The sequence below is a fragment of the Methanosarcina sp. WWM596 genome (genome assembly GCF_000969965.1).
In the GTDB taxonomy this organism is placed as follows: domain Archaea; phylum Halobacteriota; class Methanosarcinia; order Methanosarcinales; family Methanosarcinaceae; genus Methanosarcina.
Genome location: NZ_CP009503.1, coordinates 3599677 through 3622969 on the forward strand (window position 1 = coordinate 3599677; position 23293 = coordinate 3622969).

At 43.3% G+C, this 23293-nt stretch carries 20 protein-coding genes; 12 read left to right on the plus strand and 8 right to left on the minus strand.

Annotated elements, in window-relative coordinates:
• Positions 1–30: 30 nt before the first annotated feature.
• Positions 31–954: a glycosyltransferase family 2 protein gene (locus tag MSWHS_RS15810; RefSeq protein ID WP_048128669.1), complete on the minus strand. Its 924-nt coding sequence runs from the start codon at positions 952–954 to the stop codon at positions 31–33.
• 477 nt (positions 955–1431) lie between these two features.
• Between MSWHS_RS15810 and MSWHS_RS15815 the strand changes: the two genes are divergently transcribed.
• Positions 1432–2016, plus strand: coding sequence for a metal-dependent hydrolase (locus MSWHS_RS15815; RefSeq protein WP_048128665.1), 585 nt, complete (start codon positions 1432–1434; stop codon positions 2014–2016).
• Between the two features lie 66 nt (positions 2017–2082).
• Here the strand turns inward: MSWHS_RS15815 and MSWHS_RS15820 are convergent, their stop codons facing one another.
• Positions 2083–3201, minus strand: a complete 1119-nt coding sequence (locus tag MSWHS_RS15820; protein ID WP_048128663.1) for an AAA family ATPase — start codon at positions 3199–3201, stop codon at positions 2083–2085.
• 686 nt (positions 3202–3887) lie between these two features.
• Here MSWHS_RS15820 and MSWHS_RS15825 point away from each other — a divergent pair.
• Together MSWHS_RS15825 and MSWHS_RS15830 are read left to right on the plus strand one after the other, a co-directional pair.
• Positions 3888–4085: a hypothetical protein gene (locus tag MSWHS_RS15825; RefSeq protein WP_156148163.1), complete on the plus strand. Its 198-nt coding sequence runs from the start codon at positions 3888–3890 to the stop codon at positions 4083–4085.
• Positions 4086–4204: 119 nt separating this feature from the next.
• Positions 4205–4732: a hypothetical protein gene (locus MSWHS_RS15830; RefSeq protein ID WP_048128658.1), complete on the plus strand. Its 528-nt coding sequence runs from the start codon at positions 4205–4207 to the stop codon at positions 4730–4732.
• A gap of 160 nt (positions 4733–4892) precedes the next feature.
• Here MSWHS_RS15830 and glmU (MSWHS_RS15835) read toward each other — a convergent pair whose 3' ends face one another.
• The 5 genes from glmU (MSWHS_RS15835) to MSWHS_RS15855 form a co-directional block, all read right to left on the minus strand.
• Positions 4893–6086 (minus strand): bifunctional sugar-1-phosphate nucleotidylyltransferase/acetyltransferase, encoded by a 1194-nt coding sequence (gene glmU / locus MSWHS_RS15835; RefSeq protein WP_048128656.1) that lies wholly within the window; start codon positions 6084–6086, stop codon positions 4893–4895.
• Positions 6083–7387 (minus strand): phosphoglucosamine mutase, encoded by a 1305-nt coding sequence (gene glmM, locus MSWHS_RS15840; protein ID WP_048128654.1) that lies wholly within the window; start codon positions 7385–7387, stop codon positions 6083–6085. Before glmM ends, glmU (MSWHS_RS15835) begins: the two co-directional genes overlap by 4 nt.
• Positions 7388–7422: 35 nt before the next feature.
• The gene (gene glmS / locus MSWHS_RS15845) at positions 7423–9279 is read right to left on the minus strand and encodes a glutamine--fructose-6-phosphate transaminase (isomerizing) (RefSeq protein ID WP_048159397.1); all 1857 of its coding nucleotides are present in this window, start codon (positions 9277–9279) and stop codon (positions 7423–7425) included.
• Between the two features lie 23 nt (positions 9280–9302).
• Complete coding sequence (gene glmU, locus MSWHS_RS15850; RefSeq protein ID WP_048128652.1) at positions 9303–10520, minus strand: bifunctional sugar-1-phosphate nucleotidylyltransferase/acetyltransferase; 1218 nt, start codon at positions 10518–10520, stop codon at positions 9303–9305.
• 219 nt (positions 10521–10739) lie between these two features.
• Positions 10740–11708, minus strand: coding sequence for a calcium/sodium antiporter (locus tag MSWHS_RS15855; RefSeq protein ID WP_369798952.1), 969 nt, complete (start codon positions 11706–11708; stop codon positions 10740–10742).
• A gap of 162 nt (positions 11709–11870) precedes the next feature.
• Here MSWHS_RS15855 and MSWHS_RS15860 point away from each other — a divergent pair, with 162 nt between their 5' ends.
• From MSWHS_RS15860 to MSWHS_RS15890, 7 genes are all read left to right on the plus strand, one after another.
• Positions 11871–12791 (plus strand): glycine betaine ABC transporter substrate-binding protein, encoded by a 921-nt coding sequence (locus MSWHS_RS15860; protein ID WP_048128650.1) that lies wholly within the window; start codon positions 11871–11873, stop codon positions 12789–12791.
• 13 nt (positions 12792–12804) lie between these two features.
• The gene (locus MSWHS_RS15865; RefSeq protein WP_048128648.1) at positions 12805–13788 is read left to right on the plus strand and encodes an ABC transporter ATP-binding protein; all 984 of its coding nucleotides are present in this window, start codon (positions 12805–12807) and stop codon (positions 13786–13788) included.
• Positions 13789–13988: 200 nt separating this feature from the next.
• Entirely contained in the window at positions 13989–14558 is a 570-nt protein-coding gene (locus MSWHS_RS15870; RefSeq protein WP_231585483.1) for an ABC transporter permease, read from the plus strand.
• Positions 14549–15163, plus strand: coding sequence for an ABC transporter permease (locus MSWHS_RS15875; RefSeq protein WP_048128644.1), 615 nt, complete (start codon positions 14549–14551; stop codon positions 15161–15163). Before MSWHS_RS15870 ends, MSWHS_RS15875 begins: the two co-directional genes overlap by 10 nt.
• Before the next feature lie 267 nt (positions 15164–15430).
• Entirely contained in the window at positions 15431–17269 is a 1839-nt protein-coding gene (locus MSWHS_RS15880) for a cation:proton antiporter (protein ID WP_048128642.1), read from the plus strand.
• Between the two features lie 464 nt (positions 17270–17733).
• Complete coding sequence (locus MSWHS_RS15885) at positions 17734–18987, plus strand: replication protein A (protein WP_048128640.1); 1254 nt, start codon at positions 17734–17736, stop codon at positions 18985–18987.
• A complete protein-coding gene (locus tag MSWHS_RS15890) occupies positions 18988–19557 on the plus strand; it encodes an RPA family protein (protein WP_048128638.1) in 570 nt (189 codons plus the stop codon). It begins immediately after the preceding gene.
• Positions 19558–20384: 827 nt separating this feature from the next.
• Here MSWHS_RS15890 and MSWHS_RS22465 read toward each other — a convergent pair.
• A complete protein-coding gene (locus MSWHS_RS22465; protein ID WP_369798602.1) occupies positions 20385–20675 on the minus strand; it encodes a transposase in 291 nt (96 codons plus the stop codon).
• 275 nt (positions 20676–20950) lie between these two features.
• On the opposite strand from MSWHS_RS22465, the gene MSWHS_RS15905 reads away from it, so the two are divergent.
• Both MSWHS_RS15905 and MSWHS_RS15910 read left to right on the plus strand, forming a co-directional pair.
• Positions 20951–21163, plus strand: coding sequence for an Lrp/AsnC ligand binding domain-containing protein (locus MSWHS_RS15905; protein WP_082088121.1), 213 nt, complete (start codon positions 20951–20953; stop codon positions 21161–21163).
• A 263-nt stretch (positions 21164–21426) separates the two neighbouring features.
• Positions 21427–23292, plus strand: a complete 1866-nt coding sequence (locus MSWHS_RS15910) for a DNA topoisomerase VI subunit B (protein ID WP_048128630.1) — start codon at positions 21427–21429, stop codon at positions 23290–23292.
• Position 23293: the final 1 nt, after the last annotated feature.

The window sequence follows — 23293 nt, forward strand, 5'->3', positions numbered from 1 at the left end:
ATTCAGATTCCTGTTCCCCTATTTCTGTATTCAAAAACCATTATCTTGAGATTCAATTTCTTTTTGAATTGATACTATTTGATAAATCATCTTGGAAATCGCATGAAGTATAATCCCGGTAAACACCATAAAAATCCCAACAAACATTATCAAAATCATCAATAAAGTCGATCCAGAGCTCAAACTTTCTCCAGAATAAAAATCCTGTAAAAACTTCGTTCCCATAAACAATCCAGCGGTAGTTGACATCATTCCCGGAATCGTGAAATAATATAAAGGTCTCCTGATCTCCATATCCTTTAGAATCTGGAGCATCACCTGCAGACCGTGTGCAAACGGATTCTGGCTTGAACACTGCTCAAGATCATATCTGCAATGAATCTCAACTTCTACAAAGTTAAGGTTATGATCTCTCGTATAAAGCAGAATTTCAGAGCCTGCAGACATATCATCTCCCTTAAGCCAGATATTCTCAATCGCTTTTTTTCCATAAGCTCGAAAACCGCTCTGGGAGTCTGTAACATAGATCCCACCTGCAAAGTATGTGGCAATGTCTAGAATTTTCATGCCGATTTTTCTGTAGGTTGGCACGTTTTTCCCATTACCTTTTATGAACCGGGAGCCGATTACGAGATCTGCACCATCTTTTAAGGGTTCCAGTAACTGAGGAATCTCATCCGGATTATGCTGCCCATCAGAGTCTATTATTACCATTGCATCTGCATGAAATTCACGAGCTAATTTGAAACAGGATTTAAGAGCCGCACCATATCCCTTATTTACCTCATGCCTCACTACATATCCTCCCACAGACTCTGCAATTTCTGCAGTGTTATCCGAACTTCCATCGTCCACCACGATAACTTTATCAACATATTTTTTGCAACCCAGAATTACTTCTGTGATCACGTGGCTCTCATTATACGCAGGCATTGCGGCAATTGTAAGAGTCAAATGCAAAACTCCATTTCTTAGATGATAATTGCTCTAAATTCTTAGCCAACAGAATTGGTCTGGTCTTCAAAGTCGCATTGCAGTATATTTATAAAGAATCAGGGTATAGAAAAGCACAACAGAACAAATTATCCTTAAGTCTAGTAGTCATAGAAAAAATTGACTATTTAAGGAGGGACTGAGGATTTCCTTTTGTGAATATTTTGATAAACTTCTATTTTTAAAAACGCCATCAATAATAATATTCTCATTTTAAGGTTTGCCTGTAGAATACAGACTATATGCAATAGTGACAATAGTTTCTAAATACATTTTCTCTAACAGTTTTATAGATATCATTCCTTTTTATTAAACATTGTATATTAAACAGGTGACAAAACACAATTAGTAAAATATTCAGTAAAAAAAGTTACCTGCCGAATATATATTTTAACAGAGTAGTTTGTTATGCCCCATCCAGTAAAAGAGTAGTTTGTTATGCCCTATCCAGTTGCACATATTTTGTTCTTTGTATTCGGTATCAGCGCAGTAGCTGTGTATGCTATTGTCAGATCAATTTATCACAGAGAAGCTTCTTTTGAAGGTTCAATGCATTTACTGTTGCTATTATTTGTAGGCAGTTTATGTGCGCTGTTTCCAGACATCATGGTTGTTTATAATTTGCTCGTAAATGGCACTATTGAACACTGCTGGATTGGCTCTGTCCCAACCCATTCACTTCTATTCAGTTTTTCTGCAATCCTGTTCGGAACACTTATAGGATATATGGCATATGGGAAAGTTAGTAAGGCAATATATCTAGGTCTTTTTGGTGAAGCTGCTTTCTTTTCTCATCTATTGCTGGATGATGCTTGTGGTGCCAATTGTACTTACTTCTATCCAATATATAATGAGAGAGTCGCCTTATTTTCATTGATGAACATAAATTTTCAGGAAACTGGACTTCTTCATTATCTGATAATATCTTTTGTATCTGTTTCTTTCATTTGCTTTTTTATAATGATGGCATTATTTTCCTTAAATAAATTTGGCTTTGAGTTCAAATACAGATTCAAAGAATGATGTATAGGAGAGGTACCTGGAAATATCTCCTGGAAAAGGGATAAAAAGGCACTTTCTCTTAAAGTTTTATACATACAGATGTGTTGGGTCCGGAGTGAAATCTTTCTTGCTCAATCTTTCAAGGGCTTTTTCAAAGTCTTTACCACTGACAATTTCCCTATCTTCTATGATTGCCTGATGAAGGGCGGTTTTAAGGATTTTTTCGACAATGTCCCTGCCTGAAAGCCCTTTAGCTTTCTTTGCAAGTGTCTGGAAATCAAATTCCTCTACCTTCAGAGGGAACGTCTTCACATTTGATTCCAGTATATGAATGATTTCTTTTTCCTCCGGAAGGACAAACTCAATCTCTTCTTCAAACCTGCTTCTCACAGCAGAGTCCAGGGAATTGACACGGTTTGTTGAACAGATGGTACAGACTCCGTCGCGTTCAACTATACCATCCATTTCTGTCAGAAGGGCATTTACGATCTCGCTGACGTCTCCTCTGAGCTCCTGAAATCGCCTGTCCAGGGCAATGGCATCAAGTTCGTCAATGAAGATTATACAGGGAGACATCTCTTCTGCCCGGTCATAGAGTTGATGGATCTGACGGGCTCCGTCTCCGACATATTCCCCTATTAGCTGGGTAGCCTTGACCGGAATGATCGGCACATCGGTCTTGCTTGCAAGGGCTTTTGCAAGCATGGTTTTTCCAGTGCCGGAGGGTCCAAAGAACAGAATGTTTCTTGGTGCCCATTTCCCAAAACGTTCGGGCTCTTCCAGGAAGCGTTCGATTAGCCTGCATTTCTGTTTTGCAAGTTTCTGTCCTATCACATCTTCAAATCTAACATCACTTTTTATCTCTTCAGAGGAAGAAATTCCATTTTCCTCTTCGGTTACGATAATTGATGTTGAGTTCCCTATCAGGGATTCTGCAGGTTCCACATCTATAATGCGGTATGCAAAGTCAGGAAACATTCTCCTGTCAAAGAGATAATCTCCTTTGCGGGCAACATATCCGTTCCATTGTTCCCGTGCATAGAATTCAAAAACATCCCTGTTTTCAATAACAGGATATTCTTCCATCATGCCGCTTAGAGGATATCCTTCAGGCTTCAGAATAAGAAGTTCGGATGTGGATTTCCCGAACTCGGTAGTGTTCTCGTGAATTTTTTTCGCGTTCACTCTTTGTGAGATCGGTCGCACTTTGTTATCAACTCGAATACTTTTCTATACCTTATAGTAACCTGAAGAGCTAATAAAATTAACCCTATGAACCATTCTGGATATTCGATTACGAAAGCCTCATCCTGACTACGCAGAAATAAACCCGGTTACTGAAAATCATTCATGAAAGACATTATTTCCCTGCCGTTTATTTATATAATACAGTCTGACTTCAGGTAACCATATATATTCATATATTTAATGTAATGTACAGATGTGTATGTCCTAAAGGATTTTTTTCCCTGTATGTAAAATATTTATAGGAGTAGGAAATAAGAGTTTATTGTTTAAAATTTGCTTGAACAACCGTTTATGCAGGCTTTGAATAATATTTCTTTGAGTAAACAGGTTTCCATAATGGATTATTTAGCAAATCCCTTAAGTCTATTCATTTGAAGTACAAGTCAACTACCCCTGAGATAAAGACTCAGAGGTTTTATGCTAAGGGTTTATGAAGTTGATCAAAGGGAAAGCTAATATATTAAAGTATTAATATAAATATTTTAATTATCTAATTATAATTATTCTCACGAATAGTTATAAGCTAGCAATTATTTACCAGTGTGTTACCAATTAATCTATTTGTATGGTAATACTGTGTATGTAATATAGAAATCTAAATAATGTAAAAAATCTTAAGCATCTAACTAAGTTAGTTCTAGAGTATGATTTATATGTTTACTATGGAGAATACGGACGGTTTCGACCAAAAAACTCTTGACAAGATGAACGCTGAAGTCAAAAAGACTATGAACAAGCACGACCCAAAGTCGAAAGATTATAAGAAAATCTGCGAACAGGTTGAAGACCAGGTCTTCGACAAGTACTGTTCTGAGGTGTTCAGACCCTCTCTTAAACTTTAAATCTTGCCGCTGGATAATACTTATCCCGGTAAGTTTTTTATTTTTCGATTTTAACTCTTTTTGCCAGGTTTTTATTTATATTGAGAACTTTTTTATATCCCTGTTACTTATTTTCAACCATGGTTTATTGGAAAAATAGGGCTATAGGTTCCCTTCTGGTTGTGCTTTTACTTGTTTATTCCGCAGGTGCGGCTTCCGGTGCGGGTAACGTTACAGCAGCTGAAACTTTTACGACTTCTTTTAATTCCAGTGCGGAGAACGACCTTTTTTCGGAATTAAGTGCGCAGATGGAGCTTTATAACGAGAATTTTGATAATGTCCCCTCACTTGTTAAACGGCTTGTGGCAAGTGAAGAGGTTGCGGGAAGAATTGAACTTGAGAGTGGTGAGATGCTCTACGTAACTGCACTTATGAGGGGTGGGGAAGTAGGAGATTTTTACAGGTATGACACTCCCAATGATCCAAATTCAAAGTTTGGTCCTTCCATAACTGTAGAATCCGACGAAGAGACTATAAGAGAGATACTTGATTCGGATGATCCTTTAAGAAAAGCTGTAGAGCAGATGAATGAAGGCTCTCTTGATGTAGAAGTGGAAGGTTTCTTCCGAAAAACAGTGTTCTGGAGCATAAAGCAGCTTTATTCCTGAACCCGATAGAATTGATTCAAATAAAATCTGTAAATTCAAATAAAATATATAAATTCAAATAAAATATATAAATTCAAAAAAGAAATCTCGGGATTCCCCTTCCTATGCCGCCAGGGAAAAGGAGGGGGTCCTGCTTCGTTTTCTGACTTTGATACCGGGATCAGTGTTTTACTACTTCTCCGGGAAGGGTGACTCTTCCTTTTTGTATTATCACGCCTATATTTATGCTCGTATTGATGCCTGTATGCACATCATCTCCCATAATCACACCGAGTTTTCTTCTGCCGGAGTCAAGAATCCTGCCTTTCAGCATTACCTTTATGTTCTTCCCGTCGTGACGGAGGTTTGCAACCTTCGTACCGGCTCCAAAATTACAGCGGTTCCCGATGACGCTGTCCCCTACGTAACTCAGGTGTCCGATATGAGTGCCTTCCATGACAATTGTGTTTTTTAACTCCACGGCGTTTCCTATCCTTACACTGTTGCCTATTGCAGTTGAAGGGCGAATAAAACAGTTGGGTCCTATATCGCAGTTATTACCTATTATTACAGGCCCTTCGATATAGGAACCGTTCCGGATGAGGGTACCTTTCCCGATTGCAACTTCCCCTTTTATGGTTGCATTTGGTTCCACGGTACCTTCGCAGCTGCCCTTGAGGTCTTTTAAAAGGTGTTCGTTTGCTTTCAGGAGGTCCCAGGGATATCCGATGTCAATCCACCTGCCTTCGAGGGAGCTGTAGCCCACAGGTGCCCCGCTGTCGATCAGCATCTGGATGGAGTCTGTAATCTCAAGTTCTCTTCTCACAGAGGGCTGGGTTTTGTCAATGAAATCAAAAATGGACTCTCTGAATAGGTAAACCCCGGCATTTGCAAGATTGGTCGGGGGGGTTTTCGGCTTTTCAATTATCCTGACCACTTTATCATTTTCGGTCTCAAGCACTCCGAAATCCGAGGGGTTTTCTACCTCTTTTACGCAGATGATAGCCTCTTCTTTTCTTGAAACCAGGGATTTTAAGTCCTCCTGTCCTATGAGCATGTCTCCGTTAAGTACGAGGAATGCTCCTTCAACGTACTCTCTGGCATAACCTATAGCATCTGCAGTCCCAAGCTGCTTTTTTTGCTGCACATATTCAATGCTCACCCCCCATTTGCTTCCGTCCCCGAAATGAGCTTTTATTTGTTCTTCCAGGTATCCCGTAATGAAGACAAAACCCTCGATTCCTGCTTCTACGGCTGCGTTCAGGATATGTTCAAGTATCGGTTTGTTTGCAACCCGAAGCATTACTTTCGGGCAGTCGGAGGTGAGAGGTTCCATCCTTGTGCCTTTGCCTGCCACAAGGACAACTGCTTTCATTTAAGCGCCTCCTTCACTATTTTTTCTGCCATGTCGTATATCTCCTCTACGTTTTTCCGGGCTTCTGCCGTAATTCTTACTTTTGCCTCCGTACCCGAGGGGCGGACCAGCACCCAGCCGTTTTTGAGTTCCACGCGGATCCCGTCAATGTCAAGGATTTTCCCAAGGGGTTCAAGCCTTGTTTTTACCTTTTCCATGAACTCTGCTTTCTTTTCGTTTGCACATGGAAGAGCACCCCTTTTTGTAGCGTAAACAGGAAGTTCCGCCCTGAGCTCACTTAACTTCTTTTCTCTGACAATCTCAACAAGCTTTGCAGCTGCATAGATCCCATCAGGGCAATAGGAAATCTTCGGGAAAATCCAGCTGCCTGAAGGCTCTCCACCGTAGATGGCTCCGTACTGCTTTATGCCCTCTGCAACATAGACATCCCCAACTCTTGTCCTTATGATTTCAGAACCTACAAGATAATCACCCACCATCATGGAGGTGTCCACAGGCACGACAACAGCTTCTTTTTCGTCTCCGCACTCAAAACGCCCGAAGATTGCAAGCAGTTCGTCTCCGGAGACGAAGTTGCCTTTTTCATCGACTGCCATCATCCTGTCTGCATCTCCGTCATGGGCTATTCCGAGGTCGGCTTCGAAAGCCACAACTGCTTTTTTAAGCATTGAAAGGTTCTGGTCGTTAGGCTCAGGGTTCCTTGCCGGGAAGTGCCCGTCAGGCTGGGAATTCAGGGTTATTACCTGACAGCCAAGCTCCTGCAGGAGATAAGGAGTGATTGTGCTTCCCGCTCCGCATCCACAGTCGAGAACCACGCGCAGCTTTGATTTCCCTACGAGCCCCTCGATCATATCCATGTGGTCCCGAATGGCGTTTTCGTCTTCAGCAATTTTCCCCATAAGGTCCCAGGTAGCCCGCGAAAAGTTTTCTTTCTCTATAGCTTCTTCAACCTCTTCCTGCTGGGCTGAGTCAAAAGCCATGCCGTCAGGGTTCCATAACTTAATCCCCACATACTCTGAGGGGTTGTGGGAGGCTGTAACCATTACTCCGCACTCATATTTTCTGGCCGCATATGCCAGAGTCGGGGTAGTTACCATGCCCACCTTTGTAACATCACAGCCTGCAGCAGTCAGCCCGGCGACCAGGGCGTGCTCTATCATAGGCGCCGAAGTTCTGGGGTCCCTCCCGATAACCGCAGTTTTTTTCTGGTTTCCCAGCACAAGCCCTACCTGCAGTGCAAGTTCGGGTGTAACTTCTTTATTAACTATGCCTCTAATTCCTGAAGATCCAAAGAGTTTCATAAATCTTACTCCATATTTCATGAAGTTCCGTTCTGTTATTCGACAGTAACACTCTTTGCAAGGTTGCGGGGTTTGTCAATAGAGCAGTTCCTGGCAAGAGCAGTGTAATAAGCAAGTAGCTGAAGCACGACAACACTCAGAAGGGGGGCTAGCAGTTCATCGCTCTGGGGGATTCTGAGGATGACGTCTGCATACTTTCCTATTTCCGTGTCCTTACTGTCGGCGACCGCTATCACAAAAGCGTCCCTGGCTTTCACTTCTTTAATATTGCTGAGCATTTTTTCATAAGTCTGCCCTCTGGTGGCAATTGCAACTACAGGAGTTTCCTCGTCAAGAAGGGCAATAGGCCCGTGTTTCAGTTCTCCTGCAGCAAAGCCTTCGGCGTGTACGTATGAGATCTCTTTGAGCTTCAGTGCTCCTTCAAGAGCTATAGGGTAGTTAAGGTGCCTGCCGAGGAAGAAGTAATTCTTTGAGCGGGCAAAGCCCTCAGCACATTCCTTTATCGCTTCTTTCTGGTTAAGGATCTGCTGGATCTCTCCCGGGACTTTCCGGATTTCTGTGATGAACCCCTTTACGTAATCAGGGCTAAGCTTGCCCCTTACGAGGGCGAACTTTACGGCGAGGAGATAAAGAAGTGTAAGCTGGGTACTGAAGGTCTTTGTGGCAGCGACTCCTATTTCGGGCCCTGCCCGTGTATAGAGTACACTGTTTGCCTCTCTCGTAATGGTGCTTCCCACAACATTCGTAATTGCAAGCGTGGGACAGTTGTAAGACATAATCTCCCGCACGGCTGCAAGAGTATCTGCAGTTTCTCCTGACTGGGTAATTGCAATGGCAAGGGTTCCTTCATTCATAACAGGGTTTCTGTACCTGTACTCCGAGCATATGTCAATGTCGCAGTGGATTCCTGCAAGTTGTTCAAACAGGTATTTTCCAAGCAAACCTGCATGCCAGGATGTTCCGCATGCCAGGATCTGAACCCTTGAAAGTTTCCTTATTTCGTCTTCACTGAGTTTCAGTTCGTTTAAGTATATAGCTCCTTCAAGTTCAGAGACTTTGCCTGCCAGAGTGTTGTGGATTGCACTGACCTGTTCATGAATCTCTTTCAGCATGAAATGTTCATAACCTGCTTTTTCTGCAGCCTCAAAGTCCCACTCTATCTTTTCGATCTTCTTTTCCGTGAGATTTCCTTCCCTGTCGAATATCTCCACGCTTGTTGGGGTCAGTACTGCTGTCTCAAAGTCATTTACAAATATAACATCCCTGGTATAGTTCAGAAAAGCAGTTACATCAGATCCAGCAAAATTTTCCTTTTTCCCGAGTCCTATGACGAGAGGGCTGTCCTTGCGGGCAAGCACGAGTTTTCCGGGCTCGTCAGAAGAGAGGATTCCAAGAGCATATGAACCTTCAATCTCTTTTAGGGCTTTTCTGAGTCCCACAAGAAGTTCGCATTTAGCCTCTTTTCCATCCGGTTTCCCATAGATGTGTTTGTGCAGCAGATGTGCGACCACTTCGGTATCGGTTTCGGATTTGAATTCGTAACCCTCTCCGATAAGCCTCTCTTTCAATGACATATAATTTTCGATAATCCCGTTATGTACTATCGAGATTTTTTCTGGGTTTCTTCCCGAGTTATGAGGGTGGGCATTTACCGTATTTGGGCGTCCGTGGGTTGCCCAGCGGGTATGTCCTATTCCGACATTTCCGCCGAGGTTCTTCGGGGTTTCGGATTCGAGATTTATGATTTTCCCTACTGCCTTATAAGTCTCAATTCCACTGCCAAGAACGGTGACTCCCGCTGAGTCATATCCCCTATATTCAAGTTTTTTAAGAGATTCTATAATAACTGGTGCAGCAGCACGTTGCCCTGCATATCCGACAATTCCACACATTTTTCTATCTCCTTCTTAAGAGCTTAGAGGACTACCGAATCACGGGGCAGGTCTCTGTAAATGGTGTTTCCAGATTCTACCTGACAGTTGACAGCAATCATTACTCCGGCTTTCACGAGCACTCTGCCTCCTATCCGGTTATCGTCCCCAACTATAGTTCCGAGCTTTGGGGCTTTGTGGATCCTGCAGTTAATGTTTATCTCCAGGTTTTCCTTTTCCTCTGCAGTAAAACCAGGGCCAAGGGTATTATTGCTTCCAATTATGGAGTTTGAAATTTGTCCATGGGAAGAAATCCTGCAGTCATTCATTATGATGCTGTTCTGGATTTCGGTAAAGGATCTTATGGACACATTGTCTCCTATCGTAGTTGAGGGCAAAATTACTACATTAGGTCCTATATCACAGTTTTCCCCGATTACTACAGGACCTACAATATAGGTTCCAGCACGGATTCTTGTGTTTTTTCCTATTGCAACCTTCCCGCGAATTATTACTCCTTCTTCAAGTTCTCCTTCTTGCCTCAGGTTTCTGGAGGAGTTTAATACAATTGAGTTTGCTTTCAGAAGATCCCAGGCATGAACCGCATCCAGCCACTTGGATTCAGTTGAGATTGGAGTGACTACTTTTCCTTCGTCAATCATAAGCTGGAGAGTGTCGGTTATTGCATATTCTCCATTTTCGGATATAGGAGTTTTTTCAATAGTTTCAAAGACCTGCGGCGTAAAAATATAAATTCCCGTGTTTACAATATGGCTTAAATCTCCAGGTCTTTTTTCCAGAATTTGGGTAATTCTTTTCTTTTCTTTCAGTACCACTCCATAGCCTGTTGTGTTCTCCATTCTTACGGTTAAAAGGCTCGCATCTCCTTCATAGTTGTTAAGAAGATCGGCTATGGTTTTTGGTTCTACCAGGTTGTCTCCGTTCAGGACAAGGAATTCGGAGTCCTCGGGACTTATTAGTTTTTTTGCCTGTTCAATCGCATGTGCTGTCCCGAGCTGGGCTTTTTGCTCAACGTATTTTATATTAACCCCGAAATTCAGTCCATCTTCAAAATAGTTCATTATGCGCTCTTTTTCATATCCGACAACCAGGATAATCTCATTGATTCCATTTGTTTCAAGTGAAGATATGACATGTTCCAGAATAGGCCTGTTGGCTACAGGAAGCATTACTTTGGAACGGGTAAGAGTAAGAGGCCTGCAGCGCAGTCCTTCTCCTGCTGCGAGGATAATAGCTTTCATAGAGTTAAAGAACCTTTTTTAGAATTTATACATTGCCTTCAGAAGCTATTGAATTAATCTATATAAATATGTTTATAAAAAATATAAGATGCAAAAACATTCTATATAATTTACTAGTGAGTGCATGATCTCTAAAAAAGAAAAAATATATATAAGAAGTATGAATCCTGTGTTTGATAAGTAAAGAGGTTCTAACTTTTTTAAAGTTGGAGTGCAGGCTTATCCGTAGAAGATAAAAAGCCCTGCCACATAAACCAGATATGCCCCTAGAATTACGCCTCCTTCCCACCTTTCCAGCTTTTTTCCAGTGATCCCGAAGATTATAAAGGTGAGGGATATCAGGAACATGAACGGAAAATCGTATCTTGCAAGCTGTTCAGAAACAGGGAGCATGCGAATCTGGGATGATGCCCCGAGGACCATGGCAATGTCCATTGTGTTTGCCCCGAGGATGTTTCCTATGGAGAGGTCCTGGTGCCCTTTCCTGAGGGAGGTAATTGCAGTTGCAAGTTCTGGCAGGGATGTTCCTATTGCAACCGCTGTCAGGGCTATTATTACTTCAGGGATTCCTATCCATTCGGCTATTTTTATCCCCGAATCGACCAGGATCCTGCTTCCTATTACTACGGAAAGGGAGCCGAGAACAAAAAAAGCTATATCTCTCCGGATATCTTTGACTTTCAGTTTTTCTTTACCAGTTTCATCATCTCCAAACAATACGCGCTGGGTCTTTGAAGCATGGAAGAGAAAAGCAAAAAACACCAGCAAAAGTATAATTCCATCAAGCTGATTCACATTTCCGTCTCGACTGACTATGATGAGGACAATTCCTGAAAGGAGCATAAGCCCGCTTTTAATGGGAAACGTATCATCCTTCATAGGGATTGCTTTTACAGCTATAATCGAACCCAGTACAAGCCCGGTGTTGCATATGACCGAACCCACGGCATTTCCTATTGTCACATCTGTATGTCCGATATAAGCTGCTGTTGCAGAAACTGCAAACTCCGGAGCTGTGGTTGCAAAACTCACAATCGTGGCTCCTATAAGCATTTTCGGAATTCCGCTTTTGTTCGATATTGAAACCGCAGCTTCAATGAACCAGTCCGAACCTTTGCTTATCATAGCAAGACTGAGCAGAAAAAGAAAGATCAAAAGCAAATTCATGGAGTCTTCTAAAGAAGACAAAGAATATAATTCAAACGCTCCTGTTTTTTTCAGTATTTTATATGTTTTTGGTCCTACAAAGTTATAACTACTATTGACAGTAAATTTACAAAATAAATCAGTTCAGTTATTGAAGGAGATAAGGATACCAAACAAATTATCGGGTACTGAGGAGGAACTGAAATGAAATTTCGTTTTCTTGCTGTCTTGCTGATTGTAGCCTCACTTCTCACCAGCGGCTGCACGGAAAATAGTTCGAATGAAGGGAATGGTACACAACCTGCTGAAAAAGTTGTAATTGGAACAAAGCTTTTCCAGGAGTCCTATATTGCCGCTCATGTGGTCTCTCTTTTACTCGAAGAGCATGGCTATGAAACTGATGTTAAAGAAAACCTTGGAGGCACGCTTGTAAATTATGAAGCTCTGAAGAAAGGAGATATCCAGGCATATACTGAGTATACAGGAACAATTTACAGCCAGATTCTAAAAAAACCGCCTCTTGAGGACTGGAACCCGGCAGTAGTCTATAAGGAGTCCGAACAGGGCATGTTTGAAAATGACGGGGTTGTGATTGCAGCCCGCCTGGGTTTCGAGGATGCTTATGCGATAGCTGTTGATAGGGAATGGGCTGAAAGCCGGAACGTGTCCACAATCAGTGACCTTGAGCCTTATGCCTCGGAAATGTCAGTAGGTACGGATCCCGAATTCGCCACGAGAGAAGATGGGCTTCCGCAGATTGCCCGTATTTACGGGTTCTCATTCAAAAATTACAATTCAATGGTTCCGGCTATCATGTATGAGGCCATAAAGAACAAAGAAGTCGATGCCATAAGTGCATATACTACGGATACTCGAAACGATCTCTACGGGCTAAATGTGCTTGAAGATGATAAGGATGCTCTTCCTCCCTATGACGCAGTGATTCTTGTTACTGAGACCTTTTCACAGGAAAACCCCGGTGCTATGGAAGCAATTGCACAGCTTAATGACATAATTGACCAGGACACTATGAGGCGCCTGAATGGAGAATATGATCTCGAAGGTAGGGAAGCAAGAGATATTGCCAGGGATTTCCTGATTGAAGAAGGTTTGATTTCTGCCTGAATATGGGCTACCCATGGTATTCAAGAAGCTTTTTGACCGGATCGATTCAGTCCGGCTTGAAAATATTACAAAGAAGTACGGGGATCAATTTGCCGTCAAAAACCTGACCCTGGAGATTCGGGGAGGGGAACTCCTGATCCTTATAGGAAGGAGCGGCTCAGGGAAGACCACTGCTATGCGGACTATAAACCGCTTGATAGAGCCTGATTCGGGTACTGTCTCCATAAATGGGACTGATGTAAGGGAGTTTGATCCAGTCCTCCTCAGGCGGAATATTGGCTATGTGATCCAGAATATCGGTTTGCTCCCTCACCTCTGCATTTCGGAAAATATCGGGGTACTCCTTAAACTTGAGGGGTGGAAAGAAGAGGAAATCAAGAAGAGGGTGAGTTATCTGCTAAGCCTCGTCTCCCTTCCTCCCGTGAGTTTTATGGGCCGCTACCCACATGAACTGAGCGGAGGCCAGCAACAGAGGGTCGGGCTTGCCAGGGCAATGGCTATGGATCCACCTCTTTTCCTTATGGATGAACCTTTCGGGGCACTTGATCCTCTCCTTCGAACTCAGTTGCAGGATGAGTTTTTCAAGATTAAAAAGGAGCTTGGAAGAACCATTGTTTTCATTACGCACGACATCAATGAGGCTTTCCGACTTGGTGACCGGATTGCAATTATAAACAATGCTGAACTTGTCCAGGTAGGAACTCCTGAAGAATTAATTTTCTCTCCAGCCAGTGACCTTGTTGCGGAGATTGTGGACTCAAAAAGGAAATACAGGCATATAGATACCCTGAAGGTTAGGGATATGATGCAGCCCTTTGCCGGGGGAAAAGAACTGAGAGATACCACAAGATCCCTGCCCTTTTTCTCCCCTGACACCTCACTTCTTGAAGCTCTTGCAAAGCTCAAGTCAGAGGGAGAATCTATGGGTCTTGTACTCGAAGATAACGAACCTGTAGGAGTCCTGTTTTTCGACCGGGTACTCCAGAACCTGATTTAAGTTTACATTAGTTTACATGATACCTGATCCTGAATCTGTCCAGGTTTAGCAAAAGGTGATTGTCTGATTAGCGAAAGGTGATTATCTGATTAGCGAAAGGTGATTATCTGATAATTGAGGATTTTAATGAGCTTACTGCGGAAATAATAAGAGTTTGGAACACTCAGCTGCTCTCTCAACGCACACTTGAGCACCTCCACATGTTTTTAGTTGCTCTCTTCTTTTCTATTCTTATAGGTGTGCTGATTGGAATCTTTACTTACAGGAACCAGAAACTTGCAGTCCCTGTCCTGAACGGCTTAAACGTAGTAGAAACAGTTCCCGATGTGGCTCTGCTGGTCCTTCTGCTCCCTATATTCGGGATAGGCACTAAGCCAACAATCGTGGCTTCTGTCCTTTATTCCATTCTTCCGATTGCCCGAAATACATACACAGGTCTTTCGAACGTGCCGAGGGAATATATAGAGATTGCCGAAGCCCTGGGCCTGACACAGGGGGATATTCTCTTCAAAGTTCGTTTCCCCCTGTCCCTTCCCCTGATCGCAGGAGGCATAAGGATTGCAGTAGTGTTTACAATGGGAGTCGTAACCCTTGGAGGGCTGATTGCGGCAGGTGGGCTTGGGGCTGCCCTTCAGAACGGAATTCAGCTCTACGATATGGGAACAATTCTTATCACCGGAGCCTGGGTGGGGCTACTTGCGGTACTCCTGGACGGAGGTGCAGGTATAGTAGAAAGCACTCTTAAAGCGAGGTATGGGACATGGTCATAATTGCAGAAATCCTTAAGGCTACGCTTGAGCACCTTTTTCTTGCTTATACCGCTCTTCTTATCGGAGCTCTTGTTTCTATCCCTCTGATACTTCTTTCCCTGTACAATGCAAAGCTGGCCTCATTTGTCATGAGGTTTTCCAACCTTGTTCAGGCAGTCCCCAGTTTTGCGGTTGTAGCTGTGGTTGTGCCCCTTATAGGGATTGGCTTTATCCCTGCGGTTATCGCCATAATGTTGAGGGTACTGCTTCCGCTCATTAAAAACACCTATATAGGACTTTTTAATGTGGATCCTTCGCTGATCGAGTCCGCAAAAGGAGTAGGGTTGACAGAATTTCAGGTTATCAGGTATGTGAGGCTCCCAAATGCATACCCTGCCATATTTGCCGGAATAAAATTTGCCGCCATCCTCGCCAACAGTATTGCAGTCCTGACAGCCCTTATAGGCGGAGGAGGTCTGGGGTCCATGATTTTTGAAGGGCTTACAAATTTCAATACTACCAAAATTCTGGCAGGAACCCTGCCGATCATAGGCATAGCCCTTTTCCTAGATTTTGCCTTCTCAGTGCTGGAACGCCGCTTGATCCCGGAATACCTTAAAATATAATCTTATATATAATGTTTAAAATGAAGGTTAAAATGTTCCGGATTTTTCCTATATATATTATATCTATTAAGAGTTATCCGGAGAACTATTTTCAAAAGTTAACAGTCAGGAGTCAAACTTATATAAAACAATTGTGTGATAATGTATACAATGTCAAACATTTTGTGCTTTTTTAGCAATATAACCTTAAAATATCTCTCCATTCAATTTATCTCGAATGTTTACTAATCATTTTTTATAAGTTAATGCAGCATTACAGGGAATCTCATGCTTGATCCGATACTCCTACTTGGGCTGGTGGTTGCCGTGCTTATTATGTCCCTTGTCGCACAGGCCCTCAGCTGCTATTTCCGGATTCCTTTTATTATTTTCCTGTTGATCGAAGGAGTCATTGTAGGGCCCGAGGTCCTTAATCTGCTGGACCCTGCCCTCTATATCGAGGGGTTAAGCGCCATCGTGGCAATCTCGGTATCCGTGATTGTCTTTGATGGGGGGCTTCACATTGACCTGAAGCATATAAGGATGGTTCAGGAAAGTGTTCTGAAGCTGACAACAATAGGGGTCATTGTGGCCTTCCTGGGAACCACGATTTTGACCAGCCTTTTGATAGGGATCCCTCTCGAAATCGCCGCCCTTTTCGGAGCCCTTATCACGGCAACAGGACCGACAGTAATAGTTCCCATTGTAAGGAATATCCAGATTAGCCACAGGCTTGGTAAGATCCTGGAACTCGAAGGGGTCCTGAATGACGCTGCCAGTGTGATCCTTGCAGCCATGGTCTTCGAATGGATTGCAGCAGAACTTTCCGGGATTGATGCTGTGATCTTTATCCTTTACAGATTGGGGATCGGAATTGTACTGGGGTCTTTGAGTGGGTTTGCCCTTCGCTGGTTCTTTACTCGGGGGACGGCGATTAGCAATCGGACCGCAAGGCTGGTTTCTCTGACTGCAGTATTTGCCTGTTTTGTCCTTTCAGAATACCTGGGCAACGAGTCCGGGATTCTGGCGGTAGCCATTTTCGGGATAATCCTTGGGACTTCAGAATTCCCTTACAAGGACACGATCAAGGAATTCAAGAGTGACATTGTGATTGTGATGCTCTCCCTGATTTTTATCCTGCTTGCGGCAATGCTTAAATTCGAAGATATCCAGAGAATAGGGGTAAACGGGATAGTCCTTGTACTCCTTCTCGTATTCTTTATCCGCCCGGTTGCAGTCTTCGTTTCGATGTGGAACTCGCAGATCAGTACGAATGAGAAACTTTTCATTTCCTTTATTGGGCCCAGGGGCGTTGTGCCGACTTCGGTTGCAACCTATTTTGCAATCAAGCTCGATTCGATGGGCATTCAGGGAGGGCAGGCCCTTGTTGGACTTGTCTTCCTTACGGTTATCATCACGGTCTTCATGAGTGGCAGTCTGTCAAAAAAAGTGGCAGAGTTACTGGAGGTAATCCCTATGGAAATTCTTATTATTGGTGGAGGAAAGGTAGGCAGGATTCTTGCCGAACGTTTTGACAAAAGAGGAGAAAATGTAGTTGTTGTGGACATTTCCGAGGCCAATTGCAAGAAATGCATGGAACTCGGGGTCCGGATTGTCCAGGGTGATGGAGGGGACGTAAATGTCCTGAAAAAAGCAGGAATAGAGAATGCCAAATATGTGGTTGCAACAACCAATCAGGACAACACGAACCTTCTCTTCTGCCAGATTGCTAAAGCTTCTTTCGGATTCAGGGGTGACCAGCTGGTAGCCAGGGTAAACGAGATAGAAAACCTCCAGGCTTTCTGGAATCTGGGCATCCGCGCAATGAGCCCGGCCACAACGACTGCAGTGGTGCTTGAGAACATGATTGGAAGGCATCATCTCTTCTCTATGTGCGAGGTAGGTGGTGAAGGGGACATGATGGAAGTCAAGGTCACGAATCCCAAGGTAATCGGGAAAGCCATTAAGGATATCCAGTTCCCTGAAAAGAGTCTTCTGGTTATGGTTCAGCGGGGCAATGATTCTATTATCGCCCACGGGAGCCTTGTGCTCGAATATGAGGATATCGTAACCGTTATTGGGGAAGGAGATGCAGCCAAACGGACTGCGGGCATACTTCACAAATAATTCTAAGTCCTACATCCCAAGATATATCAATATTAAAAAACAATCTATTCTAAAGTTACTTAAATAAATTTTTTATAAGGTAACTGGTGTTACGAACAGTGTGATCAACACTACAAAACATTTCTTATTACAAAGCGTCTTGTGGACAGATTATTGGATGGTTATTGGCAATCTAAAACGAAAGGTCTACTGATATTGTACAATTTAAGTAACTATCCGATTACATAACCTATCAGTAAAAAGTATATAAAAAACTTTGAGGCTAATCCGAAGCAGAGATAAGGGGAAGACAAGTGATTTTTAGGGCTTTGCAATTCACTAAGGCAGGGCTTTTTCAGGGCAGCCGCTTCCTGTCAGTTGAATACTTTCACCCCGCTTCACTCAACTTTATATTCTCTGCTGTGGTACTTTAGAATGCCTCTCAATAAGATGATGATAACCATGAGGCTTGAGGTAGATTAAAGATGAAACAGACTGCTGAATCCATTAGAGACCGGTTTATGAAACTTGGCATCGATGTGCCTGTTGAGGACATCGAAAGCAGACTCGACGAGTTGATTACAAAGTTCAAAGTGCCTTCAAATGAGGCACAGCGCAGCGTAACAAACTATTTTTTGAAGAAGTATTCCATTCCTAAAAATGAGTTTTATGTAAGACAGGCTGAACCCCAGCTCACCAAAATTGTGGATATTACGGAGAATGGGCAGTGGGCAAACCTTAAGGCAAAGGTTGTTCAGCTCTGGGAAAATACTCATGAATCCATATCTCAGGTTGGGCTTCTTGGAGATGAAACTGGAATCATAAAGTTTACCATCTGGAAAAATGCCGAACTTCCTTCCCTCGAACAGGGAGAGAGCTACCTTCTCAGGAGTGTCGTTGTTGGGGAATACAACGCCAGGTTCCAGGTCCAGGTTAACAAAAACAGTTCCATAGAGAAGCTCTCCGAGCCCATTGAATTAGGAGGCGGGGATTTCATTCCTTCAGCAAGAGAGGCCGAACTCCGGAATATTGCTGACCTTGTGGGGAACCAGTGGGCTACAGTAAGAGGAAAAGTGGTCCAGCTCTGGGAAAACTCCCATGAGTCGATAGAACAGGCAGGGCTTATAGGGGATGAAACCGGTGTTATTAAATTCACTAACTGGGCAAGCTCCGAACTTCCTGATATGGAAGAAGGCAAAAGTTACATGCTGAAAAATGTGGTCGTTAATGAGTGGAACGGCAAGGTTCAGGTTCAGCTTAACAGGTCAAGCTCCATAGAAACACTTGATGAAGACATCGAAGTGGGGACTTCTGCTTTTACATATTTCGGGGCAATGATTGACATTCAGACAGGTTCCGGACTTATAAAACGGTGTCCTGAGTGTAAACGGGCCCTGGTTAAAGGCGCTTGTGCAGAGCACGGAAAGGTCAAAGGAGAGTATGACCTCCGGATAAAGGCAGTCCTTGATTCGGGGACTTCCACCCAGGACTCCCTGATTAACCGGGAGCTTACCGAAGAGCTTGCTGGGATCTCTCTTGACAGTGCCATTGCAATGGCCGCAGATGCCCTTGATCCCGGAGTTGTACTGGATAAATTGAAACACGAGCTTGTTGGCAAGTATTATACTGTTAGTGGACACAGGCTTGACCGCTATATCCTTGTGGATTCCATTACTCCAAGGAGTTCTCTGGACAGGGAACTCCTTGATGAATTGCTTGCTGAACTGGAGGTGGAGTAAATGACAGGCTTTTTTAGAGAAGTATCACGCAGAGTTTTTTCCCAGGAACTGAAAGACTCAAACCTCACATCCAGGGATGAAAGTGACCAGTATGCCCCTCAGTATCTCTTTACTCCAACAGGGGCAAAGGTTAACCGCATCTTTATTGTGGGGACTCTTATCGAAAAGGAGGATATCGGTACCGACTCCGAATACTGGAGAGGCAGGGTTTCCGATCCAACAGGTTCCTTCTTAGTCTATGCAGGGCAGTACCAGCCAGAAGCCGCCCAGTTCCTTGAAGAGTGCGAACTGCCTGCTTTCGTAGCGGTCATCGGTAAAACCAGCACCTATACCACCGACGATGGAAATGTCCTGACCTCTATCCGTCCTGAATCTATACAGCAGGTAGATGAGCTGACCCGAAATCTGTGGGTACTCGATACTGCAAAGCAGACGCTTGAGAGGATAAGGGCAGTTGAGGCACAGGAAGATTCTAACTCAAAGCTTGCAAAGGAGCACTATTCCACTGATACCGAGATTTACCGTGAAATGGTTAAAAAAGCTCTTGAGTCCCTTAAAGACAATGCCTAAAAATTGTAACAAGTAGCTGTAATTAAGTAGCCGTAATTAAGTAGCCGTAATTAAGTAGCCGTAATTAAGTAGCCGTAATTAAGTAGCCGTAATTAAGTAGCCGTAATTAAGTAGCCGTAATTAAGTAGCCGTAATTAAGTAGCCGTAATTAAGTAGCCGTAATTAAGTAGCCGTAATTAAGTAGCCGTAATTAAGTAGCCGTAATTAAGTAGCCGTGAAATTCAGGGATTTTTTACTCTGAATTCACGCTTTTAACTTAGGAAACTCTTTGTTTCTTTAACATGTTACAGCTCTGTGCTCATAGAGTCTGGCAATTCTTCAACGAGCTTACGGTCTGTATTTATCTGGATGTATGGCACCGGGCGGGAAGAAGATGACTCTGAGAGCGCCGCCCGAATGGAATTTACCACGCAGGATCTTTGAACGCAGAAACCAGATCCTGATACATGGTATGAAGGGATACATGGTATGAAGGTTTACTCGCATTCCTATTTCTGATCTCACCCCATATACTTGTTCGGTATGCGTAGCACAGCCCGCTACTATAACTTCAAAACATCACAATAATTGCTATTTTTGTAAATATCAGTACAATTTGCTTAAATACTTATATAATTACACGAGGGCAGAAGATGCGGTATTTTGAAAGGTATATATAAAGCTCAGGATGACTTCTTTTACATGGTGGGAATATATATTGGGCAGAAATTAGGTTCTGCCGACAGGGTAAGAAAACAGGTAGACATCCGCATACCGCGAAGCGCCGGGGAGGTCACATTTCTCAAAGACGGTATAATTGTCGAGATGATCTGCACCACGAACATGCGCTAAATAGTGTACGAGTGCGTGTGTGGATAAACCGGTGCACAGATTTGTAGCATATATTTCACACTTCTTTGTTCAGTTTTCCACGCTTCTTTTCTTTCAGCTAAAGCGAAATTATAGAGGCATCTACATTGTTCAACATCAAATGTTTCACTTATGCTATGGATTTTTATTTTGAGAACATCAACAACTAAAGGATTCGTTAGAGCTTTTCTTCTATATTTCACACACTGAATGAAATGATAATGGAGCGAATACACAGAATGATTTCCAAGATCCAGTTTATTCTGCATAGTTATTGTTATATTGATGCAATTATAAATATAAAAATTTATATTACTGTTGTTTTGTAGAAGTTGACGGCTTTCATTTCCCACCTGTCGCTTACGCTCCGAGGAAGGGGACTTCCCGCCTTAGAGTTAAATATAATCAAATATAATCAAAAGAAACTATCATATGTGTTATCTTTTTGATCACACTTAAACCTTGATGCCAAAACATTTAACTGTAATAATTGTAATAAAAACTAGAAAAGGATGGGTTTTACACTTTGGTCATAGGAGTTACAATGATAAACGTGCTGCCAGGCTACGAAAAAGCAGCATACAGGGAAATGAAGAATATAGAAGGAATCAAGGAAGCTTACCATGTTTTCGGAGAGTACGACTTTGTCGTAATTATAGACGTTAAAGACCTGAGCATCCTCAATGCCGTGGTCGACAAAATCAGGGAAAGCGAGACTGTAACCGCAACCCAGACAATTATCGGTGCGGAACTCTGAGTTCCCAGGCGCCTGAAAGCATGAGATTCCGGCAGAAAAGAGCCGGAAGAATCGCTATCTTTTTTAGCGGGCGCTAACATTTATTACCTTGCACTTTTATTAAGAAAGAACTCCTGCTTTAGACAGAGTATCTTGCTTTGAAAAACTGTCGTAAAACTCTCCGGATAGAAATAACATAATATCCTTTTAAACACCGGATTTGTTTTAAACACCGGATTTGTTTTAAGCATCAGATCAATTTTTCAGCCCTGAGGTAAAAGTCCATGGAAATCCCCATTGCAGAAGAACTCGCCAAAAAACAGAAATCAATAAGTGTAGCAGAATTTTTTGAAAAGAACAGGCAGATTCTGGGTTTTGATTCAGCGCCTCGAAGCCTTATAACAACCGTAAAAGAAGCCGTGGATAACTCCCTGGATGCCTGTGAGGAAGCTGGAATCCTCCCGGATATCCTTGTTCAGGTTGAGAGAACAGGGACTGACTATGTAACCGTTATCATTGAAGACAACGGGCCGGGAATCGTAAGAGAACAGATCCCCAAAGTCTTTGCAAAGCTGCTCTATGGTTCAAGGTTCCATGCCCTCAAGCAAAGCAGGGGGCAGCAGGGGATAGGAATTTCGGCAGCCGTGCTCTATGCTCAGATGACTGCAGGCAGGCACACAAAAATCCTCTCCAAAACCAGCTCAACGGCTCCTGCTCACTATTACGAGCTCATGATCAATACCAGTACCAACGAGCCTGATATCCTGATTGACGAGATCCGGGACTGGTTCCGCCCCCATGGGACCCAGATTGAACTGGAGATGAAGGCTGCCTACGTAAAAGGGAGAAGGCAGTCCATTTATGAATACCTTAAAGCCACTGCAATTGTAAATCCCCATGCAAGGATAACTCTTATCGACCCTGATGGCAATGAGGAGGTCTTTGAAAGGGCTACGGATAAAATGCCTGAACCTGCAGAAGAAATTCTACCTCATCCCGAAGGGATCGAACTGGGAACTCTTATGAAAATGCTTCATTATACGGAGCGTCAGAAACTTGCCCCTTTCCTCCGCTACTCTTTTTGTAAGATTGGGCTGCTCACTGCCGAGGAAATCTGCAAGGCGTCCGGGCTTGACCCCGAAATCGATCCCCATGTCCTGGGCCGCCATGAAGCAAGAAAACTAATCGAGGCTTTTGAGAAGGTAAAGATCATGGCCCCTCCGACGGACTGTCTTTCCCCGATAGGGGAAGAGCTGATCTATCGGGGGCTTGAGAAAGAGACAAACGTGGACTTCATTGCCACAAGCACGCGGAAACCCTCTGTATATTCCGGAAATCCCTTTGTAGTGGAAGTCGGGCTTGCATATGGGGGGAACCTTCCTAAAGAAGAAAAGATCAGTATCATGCGGTTTGCAAACCGTGTGCCTCTGCTTTACCAGCAGGGAGGGTGTGTGACCACACATGCCGTCGAAGACATAAAATGGAAGCAGTACGGCTTAAACCAGCCTGGAGGAGGGATTCCTATAGGTCCGGTCCTCCTCCTGATCCACGTTGCTTCTATTAACGTGCCCTTCACCTCTGAATCAAAGGATGCGATCGCAGACATTCCTGTCATTAAAGAAGAAGTGGACCTTGCAATCAAAGAGGTTGCAAGAAAACTCAAGCATTACCTGAGCAAGCAGAGCAACCTCAAGAAACGCAGGGAAAAAGAAATTATCATTACAAAGGTACTTCCGAAAATGGCAGAAAAGGTTGCAAATATCTTGGAAAAGGACGTCCCTGACATAAATCCGGTTGTTGCAAATATCATGGGAAACCTGCTTGTGCACAGGAAAGTTAAATACAATGGAGACGGGACTGCAGATGTGGCTATAAAGGTCAAGAATTTCGGAACCTCAGCTTATTCTTTCAGGGTGCACGAAATGCTTCCCTGCAAAATTGACGGGGCAAAGCCGGAGCCAAAGATTGTGACCATGGGCAATGATTACGATTACATCTGGGAGATATCGGCAGCTGGAGGGTCTTCTAAAGTACTCAACTATAAAATTGAGTCTGCAACCGAAGAAGAACTCCGAAAGCTTCCTCAACTGATTGTAGAAGGGATTGAAGAAGAACTGGTAACCGGGGCAAAAGCTTTTAAAGGTGTTTAAA

Coding starts and splice junctions, on each gene's coding strand:
- MSWHS_RS15815 (WP_048128665.1), top strand. CDS start 1,432: ATGCCCTATCCAGTTGCACATATTTTGTTCTTTGTATTCGGTATCAGC.
- MSWHS_RS15825 (WP_156148163.1), top strand. CDS start 3,888: ATGATTTATATGTTTACTATGGAGAATACGGACGGTTTCGACCAAAAA.
- MSWHS_RS15830 (WP_048128658.1), top strand. CDS start 4,205: ATGGTTTATTGGAAAAATAGGGCTATAGGTTCCCTTCTGGTTGTGCTT.
- glmU (WP_048128656.1), bottom strand. CDS start 6,086: ATGAAAGCAGTTGTCCTTGTGGCAGGCAAAGGCACAAGGATGGAACCT.
- glmM (WP_048128654.1), bottom strand. CDS start 7,387: ATGAAACTCTTTGGATCTTCAGGAATTAGAGGCATAGTTAATAAAGAA.
- glmS (WP_048159397.1), bottom strand. CDS start 9,279: ATGTGTGGAATTGTCGGATATGCAGGGCAACGTGCTGCTGCACCAGTT.
- glmU (WP_048128652.1), bottom strand. CDS start 10,520: ATGAAAGCTATTATCCTCGCAGCAGGAGAAGGACTGCGCTGCAGGCCT.
- MSWHS_RS15860 (WP_048128650.1), top strand. CDS start 11,871: ATGAAATTTCGTTTTCTTGCTGTCTTGCTGATTGTAGCCTCACTTCTC.
- MSWHS_RS15865 (WP_048128648.1), top strand. CDS start 12,805: ATGGTATTCAAGAAGCTTTTTGACCGGATCGATTCAGTCCGGCTTGAA.
- MSWHS_RS15870 (WP_231585483.1), top strand. CDS start 13,989: ATGTTTTTAGTTGCTCTCTTCTTTTCTATTCTTATAGGTGTGCTGATT.
- MSWHS_RS15875 (WP_048128644.1), top strand. CDS start 14,549: ATGGTCATAATTGCAGAAATCCTTAAGGCTACGCTTGAGCACCTTTTT.
- MSWHS_RS15880 (WP_048128642.1), top strand. CDS start 15,431: ATGCTTGATCCGATACTCCTACTTGGGCTGGTGGTTGCCGTGCTTATT.
- MSWHS_RS15885 (WP_048128640.1), top strand. CDS start 17,734: ATGAAACAGACTGCTGAATCCATTAGAGACCGGTTTATGAAACTTGGC.
- MSWHS_RS15890 (WP_048128638.1), top strand. CDS start 18,988: ATGACAGGCTTTTTTAGAGAAGTATCACGCAGAGTTTTTTCCCAGGAA.
- MSWHS_RS22465 (WP_369798602.1), bottom strand. CDS start 20,675: ATGCAGAATAAACTGGATCTTGGAAATCATTCTGTGTATTCGCTCCAT.
- MSWHS_RS15905 (WP_082088121.1), top strand. CDS start 20,951: ATGATAAACGTGCTGCCAGGCTACGAAAAAGCAGCATACAGGGAAATG.
- MSWHS_RS15910 (WP_048128630.1), top strand. CDS start 21,427: ATGGAAATCCCCATTGCAGAAGAACTCGCCAAAAAACAGAAATCAATA.